The organism is Planococcus sp. TJ-201, from assembly GCF_058268495.1.
Window position 1 is genome coordinate 398,327 of sequence record NZ_JBZDOG010000003.1, and the last position, 14,368, is coordinate 412,694.

The following is a 14,368-nucleotide window of genomic DNA, read 5'->3' on the forward strand; positions in this document are numbered from 1 at the left end:
TTATGCAGATATTACTCATAATAAATAATTTTATTTTTCAGTATTTGGAAGCGTTTTCAAACAGGAATAGGATTTTGGACTTAGGTTTAACATTTTTTTATTCGGAGTAATTGTATATATATTCAGACTTATGATATACTATCAAAATATTATGACACAACAGTGTAATGAAGGAGGCGGTTTGATGAGCAAGAAAGAATATCCAATCCCACAAGGACTTTATCATCCAGATCAAGAGCATGAGGCGTGCGGAATAGGTATGATCGCCAATATTAACGGACACAAATCACATGCAATCGTTCAAAATGCTATAAATATATTGTGTAACTTGGAACATCGCGGCGGCCAGTCGTCTGACACAAGCACGGGAGACGGTGCTGGAATCTTAACTCAAATTCCCCATCGTTTTTTCCTGAAACAATGTGAAAAAGAAGGCATTACATTGCCTGAAGAAGGCAAGTATGGAATTGGCATGCTATTTATGCCGCAGGATTATGATCTTCGCATGAAAACAAAAGAAATGATTCAGCAAATTATCCAGGAAGAAGGACAAATCTGCCTCGGATGGCGTCCGGTTCCGGTTAATGATTCGTTTGTTGGGAAAGTTGCAGCAAAAAGCAAGCCAGTTATTCGCCAAGTATTTATTGGAGCCGCCCACGGTTTAGAAAACCGAATAGACCTCGAGCGCCGGTTGTATATTATTCGTAAGCGTATCGAACAGGTGATGCTTGGCCACGAAGACTTTAAAGATGTTTATTTCAGCAGTCTTTCAGCAGGAACGATTGTCTACAAAGGCATGCTAATCCCTGAACAGCTGGATTCTTTTTACATTGACTTGAACCATCCGGAATTTAAATCGGCAGTAGCCCTTGTCCACTCACGCTTCAGCACGAATACCTTCCCGAGCTGGCAGCGTTCACACCCTAACCGCTACTCAATCCACAATGGCGAATTCAATACACTGCGAGGCAATGTCAATTGGATGCGAGCCCGTCAGATGCTGTGTACGTCCCCGGCATTCAACGAAGAAGACCTTCAAAAAGTTCTTCCAGTCATTGATGAAACAGGCAGTGACTCATCTATGTTTGATAACTGTTTTGAATTTTTGCATTTGTCTGGCAGATCGTTGGCGCACACTGCGATGATGATGGTACCAGAACCTTGGGTCAATGATCCGACCATCAAACAGGAGAAAAGAGATTTTTATGAATACCACAGCACATTGATGGAGCCATGGGATGGACCGGCTGCATTGGTCTTTACTGACGGCAAACAGATTGCGGCTTGCCTGGATCGAAATGGCCTTCGCCCTGCGCGTTACTATGTGACAAAGAGCGGCATGATTGTTATGGGATCAGAAGTAGGGGCATTGGATATTTTTGCGGACGATATTATTTACAAAGATCGTCTGCGTCCAGGAAAAATGCTTTTGGTGGACCTGGAAGAAGGAAAAATCATTCCGGACGAAGAAATTAAGCTTCAAATTGCAGCGGAACTGCCATATAAGGATTTTATCGAGAAAAATATGTTCGATTTGGAAGATCTTCCAGAGCCGGTAAAACCTTCAAACCCTGACGTTGCGCAACCCTTGATCAAACGGCAGTTGGCTTTTGGCTATACGATGGAAGAAGTCCAAAAAATCATCAAACCGCTTGCAACCGAAGGCAAAGATCCTGTCGGTTCAATGGGCTATGATTCGCCATTAGCTGTCTTATCGAAAAAACCACAGCTACTCTACAACTACTTTAAACAATTGTTTGCTCAAGTGACGAACCCGCCAATTGACGCGATTCGTGAACATATTATTACAGCTGCACGGACCACTATCGGCGCAGAGGGAAACCTGGTTCAGCCAAGCCCTGAAAGTGCCCGCCACATTCGACTGGAAACTCCAGTTTTGACTGATGCCGAACTTGAAAAGTTGCGTCAGCAGAATATAGAGGACTTTAAAGCTGAAACCATTTCTATTTTGTTTTCAAAACATGATGGTGTGGAAGCAATGGAACAAAAGTTGGCAACAGTTTTTGCGGAAGCAGATCAAGCACTTGAGAACGGTGCGACATTATTGATTTTATCTGATCGTGGCGTAAATGAAGACTTTGCAGCCATCCCTGCGCTTCTTGCTGTATCAGGCCTTCACCATCACTTAATTCGTCAAGGAACGCGCACGCAAATGAGTATTTTATTGGAATCTGCGGAACCACGCGAAGTGCATCATTTTGCGGCTCTTCTTGGCTATGGTGCAGAAGGCATCAACCCTTATTTGGCTTTTGAGACGATCCAGAACCTCGTTGAAATTGAAGATATTCCAAATATGAGTTTTGAACAAGCAGAACAAACATATGTGAAAGCTGTTACAGACGGCATCATCAAAGTGCTGTCCAAAATGGGTATTTCAACTATCCAAAGTTATCGTGGCGCACAAATTTTTGAGGCAGTCGGCATTCATATGGATGTAATTGATAAATACTTCACGCGTACATCTTCACGCTTGGGCGGTATTGGGCTTGATATCATTGCAAAAGAAGTCCTTATGCGGCATGCAACAGCTTACCCATCTGCTCAGGGAGATGACCAAGCACTGGAGTCGGGTGACGAATTCCAATACCGTGAAAATGGGGAAAATCACCAGTACAATCCAAAAACGATTCATACCTTGCAGCATGCATGTCGGACCAATAATTACGATGTTTTCAAAAAATACACCAATCTTTTAACTGATGAAAAAGCCAATCTTCAATCCCTGCGCGGTTTAATGTCCTTTAAAAAACAGACGTCAGTCCCGATTGAAGAGGTAGAAACAATTGAAGAAATCTGTGCACGTTTTAAAACAGGTGCTATGTCTTATGGTTCTATCAGCAAGGAAGCGCACGAAGCTCTTGCGGTTGCGATGAACCGGATCGGTGGAAAGAGCAATTCTGGAGAAGGCGGAGAAGAAATTTCACGCTTTATTCCCGACGAAAATGGCGATAATCGCCGCAGTTCCATTAAACAAGTGGCATCCGGACGTTTTGGTGTAACCAGCCACTATTTAGTGAATGCAGATGAAATTCAAATTAAAGTAGCACAGGGAGCAAAACCAGGAGAAGGCGGACACTTGCCTGGCAAAAAAGTTTATCCTTGGATTGCAGAAGTCCGTGGATCAACTCCGGGTGTCGAATTGATTTCGCCGCCTCCGCATCACGATATCTATTCGATTGAAGATTTAGCAGAATTGATTTTCAACTTGAAAAATGCAAATCCAGATGCGCGTATAAGTGTTAAATTGGTATCTGCCGTCGGTGTCGGAACAATTGCTGCCGGCGTTGCAAAAGGCCGTGCTGATGTTGTGTTGATTAGTGGCTATGATGGCGGTACAGGTGCAGCACCTAAAACCAGCTTGAAGCATACGGGTCTTCCATGGGAAATTGGTTTGGCTGAAACGCATCAGACCCTTCTATTGAACGGTTTGCGTGATCGGATCGTTGTCGAAACAGATGGCAAGATGATGACTGGACGCGACGTAGTAACAGCGGCTCTTCTTGGCGCTGAAGAATTTGGTTTCTCCACTGCACCACTTGTCGTGCTTGGCTGTGTTATGATGCGCGTCTGCCATTTGGATACGTGTCCTGTCGGCATTGCTACTCAGAATCCAGAGCTGCGTGAAAAATACGGCGGAGATCCGGAACATGTGGCGAACTTCATGCGCTTTATCGCACGAGAAACGCGTGAGCTGATGGCAGAACTCGGCTTCCGTACTATTGATGAAATGATTGGACGGACCGATGTTATCGAAGCCAATCAGGCAGTAGACCACTGGAAAGCTGGCGGTATTGACTTGAGTGCCTTGTTGTATCAGCCGGAACTTCCTGAAAAAGTTGGGCGTTATGCAACTATCAAACAAAATCATGAATTGGAAAAAACTTTGGACCATCAGGAACTGTTGCCGCGTTGCCGGAATGCTATTGAAACGGGTGAACGCGTTGAAGTAGCGACTGCTATCCGCAATATCCACAGAGCGACTGGTACAATTGTGGGCAGCGCGATTTCGAAGCGTTACGGTGCAGAAGGCTTGCCTGAAGACACGGTTAACTTGAACTTCCAAGGGTCTGCAGGACAAAGTTTTGGGGCGTTCATTCCAAAAGGAATGTCGATGAACCTCATCGGAGATGCCAATGACTTTGTTGGAAAAGGCTTATCGGGCGGTAAAATTATGGTGTATCCGGCATTGGATTCAACATTCCTGCCAGAAAACAATATTATTATCGGAAATGTATCGTTTTATGGAGCATCTGCCGGTGAAGCTTATATTTACGGAGTTGCAGGCGAGCGTTTTGCGGTCAGAAACAGCGGAGCCAAAATTGTCGTCGAAGGTGTGGGCGACCATGGCTGTGAATACATGACGGGCGGCCGTGTTGCGATTCTCGGACAAACCGGCAAAAACTTTGCAGCCGGCATGTCTGGCGGCGTAGCGTATGTACTTGATGAAGAAGGTACATTCAGCGAACGCTGCAATGCGGAAATGGTTCATTTGCAGCCGCTTGCGGACCCAGCAGAAATTGAAGAATTGCGCCAAATGATTCAAAAACACGTACATTACACAAGCAGTGCCAAGGGAACTCGTTTATTGGCGCATTGGGATATTTATACCGCCAAATTTGTGCGTGTCATTCCAAAAGCTTATCTCCAAATTAACGAACGGATCAGCAAACTGCAAAGCAGCGGCATGGCGAAGCCCGAAGCAGAAATGGCTGCTTTTGAAGAAAGCAAAATGGCAGGCGCTGGGAAGTAGAAAAGCGGAAGCGCCTATGTAGCTCTGACGGACATAAGACAGACCAGCGAAGTGGCGCTCTTTGCCACACAGCACGAAAAGCGAAAGTGCCTGTACAGCTCTGACAGGTGTAAGACGATTTGGCGAAGAGGCGTGTTTTCAGCCGCACAGCCAGAGTGGCTTACATCCCGAAGAGCTAGGCACTGCAACTGGACAGCTGGGTTGGTTTATGACCCGAAGAGCTGGGCGCTGGAGTCTGTCTAGACAAAGAAAAGCGAAAAGATACTAGAGACTCGACAAAATAAAAATCCCGGGTTTTCGCGAATAGGCGAAAGTTCCGCGGATTCATCATGAGAAACTGTGAGTAGGAGGGAAATGATGGGCAAACCAACTGGATTTATGGAATACGACAGACAAACAGTCAAAGAGCGCCAACCGGCTGAACGGACAAAAGATTGGAATGACTATACAATCCCTATGTCAGACGAAGAAGTGGCAAAACAAGGTGCACGCTGTATGGATTGTGGCGTGCCAACGTGCCATACCGGTATGGACTTGGACAATGTAACGACCGGTTGTCCTGTGAACCATCTTATCCCTGAATGGAATGATCTGGTTTACCGTGGACAATGGAAGGAAGCTTTGCACCGCGAGCATTTAAAGAATAACTTTCCTGAGTTTACTGGAACTGCCTGTCCTGCTCCTTGTGAAGGAGCTTGTGTTCTTGGGATCAACGAACCGCCTGTAGCCATCCGCACAGTGGAAAGATCCATTATTGAGCGAGGTTTTGCTGAGGGATGGGTTGTGCCAGAACCGCCTAAATCGCGGACTGGCAAAAAAGTCGCGGTAATCGGTTCAGGACCTGCTGGACTTGCAGCAGCGGCTCAATTGAACAAAGCAGGGCATTTGGTAACCGTATTTGAAAAAAGCGACCGCGTGGGCGGTTTGCTGACATACGGAATTCCAGAAATGAAATTGTCTTACGATATGGTGCAAAGACGTGTGGATATTCTTAAGCAAGAAGGAATCACGTTTATCACCAGTGTCGAAGTTGGGAAGAACTATCCATCTGCAAAACTGAATGAGGATTTTGATGCGGTGGTCATGTGCACAGGGTCGACTGTTCATCGCAACATTGACGTAGAAGGCCGTGATTTGAAAGGCGTTCATTTTGCAATGGACTTTCTTCACGCCAGCACGAAAAGCTTGTTAGATTCAAATTTTGAAGATGGCCAGTACATTTCCGCAAAAGGTAAAAACGTCATTGTCATTGGAGGCGGAGATACGGGAACTGATTGCTTAGCAACGTCCGTCCGTCATGATTGTGCGAGTCTTGTGCAATTCGATGTTTATGATAAAAAAGGTGCGATTCGTGACGAAAAAGGCAATCCATGGCCGCAATATCCAAAAATTCACCGCATAGAGTATGGCCATAAAGAAGCGGCTGCCACTTTTGGTGAAGATCCGAGAGCATATGCTGTTATGACAAAGAAATTTGTCGGCGATGAAAGCGGGCAAATCAAAGAAGTGCATACAGTAAACGTGAAATTAAAGATAGATGAAAACGGCAATCGAATTCGTGAAGAAATTCCGGGTACTGAAAAAGTATGGAAAGCAGATTTGGTATTGATCGCTATTGGTTTCAGCGGGCCTGAGCAAGATCTCATTCAGCAGCTGGAACTGGAAACGGAAACAAATTCACGAGTGAAAGCAGAGTATGGAAAGTATACAACCAATGTAGAAGGTGTCTTTGCAGCCGGCGATGTACGCCGTGGTCAGAGTCTGATCGTTTGGGCTATCAATGAGGGCCGGGAAGCAGCACGCGAATGTGATCGCTATTTGATGGGTGCAACGGTGTTACCTTAAAAAAAGATGAAACTATTGCGAAAAGCTGCGGCAAACTCGATTTCGAGTCTGCCGCAGCTTTTTCTACAGCAATTATTCGTGCACAAACAATATTATATAGATGAAAAGAAAAATGAGAGACACTGGAATTCTGATAATTACATGATTTCAAATTATTATATAGATGTAAAAATTGTGTCTTTTATCTAAATAATTAAATAATTAGTTGTGCAAAAGACCTAGTAGGTATATACTATAGAAGGTGAGAGCTGTCATTTTAAGTAAAATTTAGGTGATATGATATACACATTCACTTATAAGGTTTAAAATTTCAGTACTTCTAAAAAGAAAATTGGAGGAATGTGTATGTTGAAAAAGAGTTTGATCGCCGTATTATTTTCATTTATCATGGTTTTAGGAATGGGCATGAACGTGTTTGCAGAAAGCAATAATGAAGCTTTAAAATATGAGGTTACAAACGAAATGACACCAGAAATTGCTAAAGCGATTACTGAAGTCAATAAAACAAATGACAAAATATATGATGAAATCAACAAAGCGGTAGAAAAATCCGAAAAGATGTACGCTAAATACCAAAAAGACAAATCAAAATATAAAGATGCAGCCAAACAGGCTAAATTGACGAAAGAATATGAAAAAAAGTCAGCTAAATTAATCAACGACTTAAAAGAAAAAACTGAAAAAATGACATTAAAAGGGATCGGGAAAGCTGAGAAATCAGGATTAATAGTAGCAATTGAATTTGTTCCAATTGAGTTTGCCGATCGTACTGAATTAATTGACCCAATCCTAGTAGTTGGCTGGTAATTCCATTGTCCATAAAACTACAAATAGAGTAGTATGAGAGTATAGAGAGTTTTCTATACTCTTATATTTTTTAATAGAGGAAGTGTGTCAGTGAAAGGCTTGGACATATTAAAAGATGGTTATCTTGAAAAAGTAAATAATGGAGCAACGACACTCAGTCTTTTAGGGCGTGGAAATGGTATTGAGTTAATGAAGCAGACAGTGTTGGCAGACAGTATATTCTTACTTTTACCTAGTCAAGATAAAGATGCCCAAGAATTTTTCTATATATTGTCTGGAGAAATTGAGGCAAGTATTGGTGGGGAAGTTATCAAGTTAGGATCGGATGCATTTCTCTCAGCAAAAAATCTCGAAGGCACAGTACAGTTTAAAACCTTAACTGATATAACCTTCTTATCCGTATCAACGGTTCCAGTTTTTCATTATTTAAGCGATATAGTAAGCAAACTAAGAAGTATTGGTGAAGCTGTGGAAAAGAAAGATCGCTACACTTTTAATCATAGTGCTCGAGTGTCTAATTACGCAGTGAAAACTGCATCTAAAATGAAGTTGAGAAAAGAACAGATGGAGAGTTTGTTATTAGCATCTATTCTGCACGATATCGGTAAAATCAATATTCCTGAAGAAATTTTGAAAAAACCAAACAAACTAACAAACACAGAATTTGAACTAGTGAAAAACCATCCAGGCGATGGAGCTGCTATGATTCGTGAAACTCCTTATGCAGATATCGCAAATATCGTTGAACAGCATCATGAACGTGTTGATGGAAGTGGCTATCCATTTGGATTAGTAGGCGAAGAAATATTGATAGAAGCAAGAATTATCGGTGTATGTGATACGTTTGACGCGATGACTGAGGACAGAGCATACCGCTCAGCATTTTCTTCTGAATATGCGATGACTGAACTTAAAAGTCTGGTAGGAGTTCAATACGATGAGAACGTTGTGAAGGCTTTTGAACAAGTTTTGAAAGAAGAAGGAAAGCTAAGTGAATAGCTGCTGAATTTAGACACCAAGAATGTTTTAGGGTGTCTTTTATTTTATTTGAAATGTTTAAAATAATGAAATTTAGTCAATACTTTATACACAATGTTTTATACAAAATTAAGGAGGAGATTCATATGGCTAGAAAATCATCAGGTGGCATGTTCGGCAAACTTGTATTGATTGGTCTTGGTGCAGTGATTGGTGCAGCAATGACACAAAAGAAAACAGAAACAGGCGGAACTTCTCAAACCAATAAAGAAGATATGAAAGCAAACATTAAAAAAGGATTAGATCGTCTAAATGAACAATCAGGCGGTATGGTTGATAAAGTGAAGCCAACCGTCAACAAAGCGGTGGAAAAAGTGAAGACGGCAATTGATGCACAGCAAGATATGATGAACAAAGAAAAAGACGCACTGGATCAAGCCAACAAAACGTTTCAGGATGACGTAGGTGGAAATGCTGATAAGAGCAACGATTCAACGTCTGACAAATCTGATTCAAGCAGCGTTTCTCCTAGCTCCAACAAGCCAACAGGTGGAGTTTATGGAGGCAGCACAGCGTATACTGAATCATTGAAAAAAGATTCATCGGATGATGCGTCTTCAAAGAATGAGTCGACGTTTGGAAAAACGAACTCATCAGCTACCCCTCCTTCCGGTGCAAGTACAGAATATGCGGATTCCCTAAAAAAGGATTTATCGGATAAATCAACGAAAAAAGACGATTCATCTTCAAATGATTCAACATTCGGAAAATAATTTAGGTATAATAGAATGAAGATAAGCTATGCGCATATATAGAAGCGGCATAGCTTTTTCTTAATTCATTTTTTATCTGAATATTCTACGTATGGAAGGAGCTGCTCGTTTGTTTAAACGTTATTCGACAGGAACATTTTTTGATGAAATGTTCACACCGCAAGGAAAACCCAAATCGCATTACCAAAAGTTTTTCGATGTCCTTCAAAATTTCTCAGCGGAAGAACTGAAAGAAAAACATGAGACAGCTCAGCTGTCGTTCTTAAGGCAAGGGATTACGTTCACGGTTTATAACAATAATGTCGGTACAGAAAGAACGATGCCATTTGACTTTGTTCCAATCATTATCCCATCTGAAGAATGGGAAGTGGTGGAAAAAGGAATGATTCAGCGGGCCGAAGCACTCAATCAGTTTTTGGAAGACGTATACCATGAAAAACGGATTCTTCAGGATGGAATCGTACCAAGGCGATTAGTTGAAGAAAATCCATATTATTACGAGGAACAGGTGAAAGGCGTCGATATTCCGTTGAAAAATCATATTTTTTTAGCGGGAATTGATTTGATTCGCGACGAAAGTGGCAAGTATCATGTGCTTGAAGATAATTTACGCAATCCATCCGGCTTGTCTTATGTTTATCAAAACCGTTATGTGATGCGCCAAGTTTACCCCGAATTTTTTGCAAGCCAATCGGTTCACACCCTCGAGCATCAGCTTTCCCATTTGCATCAAGCCATATTGGATCATGCGCCGGAATCGAGAAAAGACAAGGCATTCGCTGTTCTGCTAACACCGGGCATGTACAATTCTGCTTACTATGACCATGTGTTTTTAGCACAGCAAATGGGAATTGACTTGGTCGAAGGAAGGGATCTGATCGTCAAAAAGAACATTGTCTATATGAAATCGATACGGGGGCTAAAGCGTGTGGATATTATTTACCGCCGAATTGATGACGACTATTTGGATCCGGAAGCATTTCTGGCAGAATCCGCACTGGGTGTTCCCGGTTTGTTAATCGCTTATAGAAAGGGCAATGTGGCCATTTTGAATGGCATCGGCAATGGAGTGGCAGACGATAAGGCTATTTATGCTTATGTTCCGGACATGATTCGGTATTACCTCGGCGAAGAACCAATCATTGACAATGTCAAAACCTACCTATTGGACAATCCAGAAGAGCGGGAATGGGTATTGGACCACTTGAATGAATTGGTGGTCAAAAATGTCGGAGCTTCAGGCGGCTATGATATGCTGGTTGGACCGCACGCTTCTGAAGAATTGATTGCGGAGTTCCGCGAAAAAATTATTGAATCGCCGCATCAATATATTGCACAGCCCACTATAAAATTATCCAGAGCTCCGGCATATCAAGGAGAAGAATTTTATCCGTGTCACGTCGACTTAAGGGTCTTTGTAGTCCGGGGAGTAGATACGCATGTTATGCCGGGTGGACTTTCCCGTGTAGCTTTAAAAGAAGGATCGCTCGTTGTAAACTCTTCGCAAGGCGGTGGAGGCAAAGATACATGGGTGTTCAAAAAAAGAGATGAAGAGGGGGACGCCTGATGCTGAGCCGTGTAGCGAATTCACTATACTGGATGTCACGAAATGTTGAAAGGGCCGAAAACAACGCTCGTATTTTAGATGTACAGTTGCTGCAGATGATTGAAGCAGCTGATGAAGAGCTGATTCGGGACAGCGATTGGAAACTGATTTACGAAATTTGTGCGTCAACTGAAACCATGGAGCAAATTAAATCCTTGCCCAGCTATCAGGAAGACCAGCTTGTCCATTATTTAGCGATGGAGGAAAACAACTTCAATTCCGTTGCAAGCTGTGTAAAAGTTGTTCGGGAAAATGCCAGAATTAGCCGAGATCATATTCCGGATGACTACTGGGAAGCTTGGAACGGATGCTATTTGACTTTAATGGATATGGATCAAAAAAGCTGTACCGTTAAAGAGATGCGCCAGTTTCTCGAACAAGTTAAATTGACCTCGCTGATCACCCAGGGAATTGTTGAATCCGCGATGTCCCGAGGTGTTCCGTACCAAATTATTAGAATTGCAAAATGGCTGGAACGCGCCGAAAAAACAGCTCGGATTTTGAATGTGGTATGCGAGCGCACGCGGGAGCGCGTATTGCAAGCACAGTCTGAAGATTACTATTACTGGCTGGCGGCATTGCGAATGACAAATGGCTATAACGCATATTTGAAAGCAAATCCGCCGCAGATGAATCCAAAAAGAGTTTTGACTTTCTTAATTGCCAATATGGACTTTCCGCGGTCGATTCGCTATTGCTTAACGCATGTCCGAAAAGCGGTCAATGAATTGGAAGGCGGCAAAATCTCTCATTATTCTTGGGAACTGTACGCAAAGTTAGATCAACTGCAGGAAGAGTTTGAAGAGATTAACATAGACGAGTTGAATTCTGATGAAATCATGGACTTCCTCAATGATTTTCAAAATGGCTGCAACGAAGTCGGAGAAGTTTTTTCAAAAACCTATTATTTAAGCGATTCCGAGACTAAACCGAGGGAGTCCAGCCAATCACAGAGCATGGGCGCGAAAGGAATAACTTCTATGAAATATAAAGTTGAACATACCAATATTTTTCAATATGAAACCATTGTAGACCAAAGCATGAACTCAATCCGGTTAAAGCCGAGAACCGATGAATGCCAGCGCCTATTGTCTTACCGTGCGGACATAACCCCTGCCTCATTAACAAAAGAACATATTGATATTTGGGGCAACCATGTTGAAACATTTTTTATCGCAGAACATCATCAACATTTGGAAGTAAAGACAACGTCTATCGTCAGTATCCAAAAAAGTCCATTTATTCACCGAATTGATTATTCTCCCGAAATGAGTGCCATTTTTCATTCGCAATTATTCAGGGAGCATTATTTAGCATTTTTGAGCAATACGGCGTATACGTATTTAACGATGGAACAAATGAGCCAAATCGATCGGGAATTGGGGATTATGAAAAACCCGGTGCAGTATGCGATTGATGTCATGGAATATATTCATCAGCATTTTACCTACGATGGGGAGTCAACCACTGTCGAAACAAAGGCTGAAGAATCTTTTGATTTAAGAAAAGGCGTTTGTCAGGATATCACCCACGTGATGCTGGGAATTCTCCGCAGCAAATACATCCCTGCGCGTTACGTCAGCGGTTATTTATATGTGGGGGAAAATTCTGCGCTAGTCGGTGACGCTGCAAGCCATGCGTGGGTGGAAGTGATGGTTCCAGGCATCGGTTGGGTTGGGTTGGATCCGACCAATAATGTAGAGGCGCTGGAAAATCACATCCGTGTTGGTGTGGGACGCGACTATAACGACGTCAGCCCTGTCCAAGGCGTTTACCGGGGCGGCAGCCAGTCGTTGGATGTTAAAGTCTCCGTGAGCCTGATGGATCAATAAAAGCCAATTGGTGGCCAAGAGCATTGAATGGGATAAATCTTAATAATTGTTTAACAGCAGAATTTTCTAATCCGTGCGATAATAGGAGAACCTGAAATTTTGAACGGAGATGGAAAATAATTATGAAAACGCAAAAATTTAGCGATTACGAAATAAGTGAACCCATTGTGAAGGCGCTTGAAGGCCTTGGCTATACAGAACCTACAGAGGTGCAAAGCAAAGTCATTCCTGTCGCACTGTCAAAGACTGACTTAACGGTAAAGTCTCAAACAGGAAGCGGTAAAACAGCGGCATTTGGCATTCCGATTTGTGAACTGGTCGATTGGGAAGAAAATAAGCCACAGGCATTAATTTTAACCCCAACCCGCGAACTTGCGGATCAAGTAAAAGAGGATTTAACAAATATTGGCCGATTTAAACGCATCAAAGCGGCTGCGGTTTATGGTAAACAGCCTTTTGCTTACCAGCAGGCAGAACTAAAGCAAAAATGCCACGTTGTAGTAGGGACGCCAGGCCGTGTTTTTGATCATATTGAGAGAGGTACATTAAACCTCGAACGAATAGAGTACTTGGTACTTGATGAAGCAGATGAAATGTTGAATATGGGCTTTGTGGAACAAGTGGAAGCCATCATTAACAAATTGCCAAAGCAGCGTACAACGATGTTGTTTTCAGCCACCTTGCCTGAAAATGTTGAAAACTTGCAAAGAAAATACATGATCGATCCTCAGCACATCGAAATTGCTGCTTCAGAAAATTTAACAGCTCAAATCGATCATTCATTATTTGTTGTGGCCGAACAGAAAAAATTTGCTTTGCTGCGTGATGTTTCCATTATTGAAAATCCGGACAGCTGCATTATTTTTTGTCGGACAAAAGACAATGTCGATTTTGTCATGGAACAATTGGAGAAACATTTTTACACGTGCGACAAATTGCACGGGGGCATGCTTCAGGAAGACCGTACTGCGGTCATGAACGATTTTAAACGTGGTGAGTTCCGTTATTTGGTAGCGACAGATGTCGCAGCAAGAGGAATTGATATTGACAGCATCACACATGTTATCAATTATGATTTGCCGATGGAAAGAGAAAGTTACGTGCATCGTGCTGGCCGTACCGGCCGTGCAGGAAAGACTGGGAAAGCGATCTCGTTCGTTACACCAAACGAAGATAAATTCTTAACTGAGATTGAAGAATATATCGGATTTGAAATTCCGCGCAGAACGTCACCTTCTACATACGAAGTAGAAGAAGCAACGCAGGCATTCACCGAAAAACTTGAAAGCCGTCCGAAACTGAAGAAAAATAAAAATGAACAAGTCAATAAAGATATTCTGAAGCTCTATTTTAACGGAGGCAAGAAAAAGAAGCTTCGCGCCTTTGATTTTGTCGGAACGTTAACTAGCATCCCAGGAGTAACAGCAGAAGACATTGGGATCATCAAAATTCAGGACACGGTAACGTATATCGATATTCTGAATGGCAAAGGACCAATGGTATTGAAAGCGATGAAAGACAAGACCATTAAAGGCAAGACATTGAAAGTGCACAAAGCAAATAAATAAACAGAAAGCATAGGCAAATCAAAGCCTATGCTTTTTTATTTCCCTGGAAATAATTCTATAGCAATGTCATATAGAATGGTAAAAAAGTCTTTTTATGTTCCATTATTTAGGGTTCTAAAAGAAGTTAAACAATACTTATGTCACAAGTTGAAGCGGTATTGTAATGAAACATGCGATTTATTGTTACG

General features: G+C 42.3%; 8 protein-coding genes. All 8 read left to right on the top strand.

The annotated features are described in order from the left end of the window. Positions 1–184: 184 nt before the first annotated feature. The 8 genes from gltB (at position 185) to AC4EG4_RS10345 (ending at position 14,180) form a co-directional block, all read left to right on the top strand. Positions 185–4,771, top strand: coding sequence for a glutamate synthase large subunit (gene gltB / locus AC4EG4_RS10310; protein ID WP_490977115.1), 4,587 nt, complete (start codon positions 185–187; stop codon positions 4,769–4,771). A gap of 357 nt (positions 4,772–5,128) precedes the next feature. Further along, complete coding sequence (locus AC4EG4_RS10315) at positions 5,129–6,616, top strand: glutamate synthase subunit beta (protein ID WP_490977116.1); 1,488 nt, start codon at positions 5,129–5,131, stop codon at positions 6,614–6,616. A gap of 345 nt (positions 6,617–6,961) precedes the next feature. Beyond that, positions 6,962–7,423 (top strand): hypothetical protein, encoded by a 462-nt coding sequence (locus AC4EG4_RS10320; RefSeq protein ID WP_490987755.1) that lies wholly within the window; start codon positions 6,962–6,964, stop codon positions 7,421–7,423. A gap of 90 nt (positions 7,424–7,513) precedes the next feature. After that, positions 7,514–8,422 (top strand): HD-GYP domain-containing protein, encoded by a 909-nt coding sequence (locus AC4EG4_RS10325; RefSeq protein WP_490987756.1) that lies wholly within the window; start codon positions 7,514–7,516, stop codon positions 8,420–8,422. A gap of 125 nt (positions 8,423–8,547) precedes the next feature. After that, complete coding sequence (locus AC4EG4_RS10330; protein ID WP_490977119.1) at positions 8,548–9,174, top strand: hypothetical protein; 627 nt, start codon at positions 8,548–8,550, stop codon at positions 9,172–9,174. A gap of 109 nt (positions 9,175–9,283) precedes the next feature. After that, positions 9,284–10,741, top strand: a complete 1,458-nt coding sequence (locus AC4EG4_RS10335) for a circularly permuted type 2 ATP-grasp protein (RefSeq protein ID WP_490987757.1) — start codon at positions 9,284–9,286, stop codon at positions 10,739–10,741. Continuing rightward, entirely contained in the window at positions 10,741–12,612 is a 1,872-nt protein-coding gene (locus AC4EG4_RS10340) for an alpha-E domain-containing protein (RefSeq protein ID WP_490977121.1), read from the top strand. Before AC4EG4_RS10335 ends, AC4EG4_RS10340 begins: the two co-directional genes overlap by 1 nt. A gap of 122 nt (positions 12,613–12,734) precedes the next feature. Further along, positions 12,735–14,180 carry a DEAD/DEAH box helicase gene (locus AC4EG4_RS10345; RefSeq protein WP_490987758.1) on the top strand — a complete coding sequence of 482 codons (1,446 nt, stop codon included), beginning with the start codon at positions 12,735–12,737 and terminating at the stop codon, positions 14,178–14,180. Positions 14,181–14,368 lie beyond the last annotated feature (188 nt).

Bases quoted from the DNA above. Each gene is read 5' to 3' on its own strand.
- AC4EG4_RS10320 (WP_490987755.1), top strand. From the start codon at position 6,962: ATGTTGAAAAAGAGTTTGATCGCCGTATTATTTTCATTTATCATGGTT.
- AC4EG4_RS10315 (WP_490977116.1), top strand. From the start codon at position 5,129: ATGGGCAAACCAACTGGATTTATGGAATACGACAGACAAACAGTCAAA.
- gltB (WP_490977115.1), top strand. From the start codon at position 185: ATGAGCAAGAAAGAATATCCAATCCCACAAGGACTTTATCATCCAGAT.
- AC4EG4_RS10345 (WP_490987758.1), top strand. From the start codon at position 12,735: ATGAAAACGCAAAAATTTAGCGATTACGAAATAAGTGAACCCATTGTG.
- AC4EG4_RS10330 (WP_490977119.1), top strand. From the start codon at position 8,548: ATGGCTAGAAAATCATCAGGTGGCATGTTCGGCAAACTTGTATTGATT.
- AC4EG4_RS10340 (WP_490977121.1), top strand. From the start codon at position 10,741: ATGCTGAGCCGTGTAGCGAATTCACTATACTGGATGTCACGAAATGTT.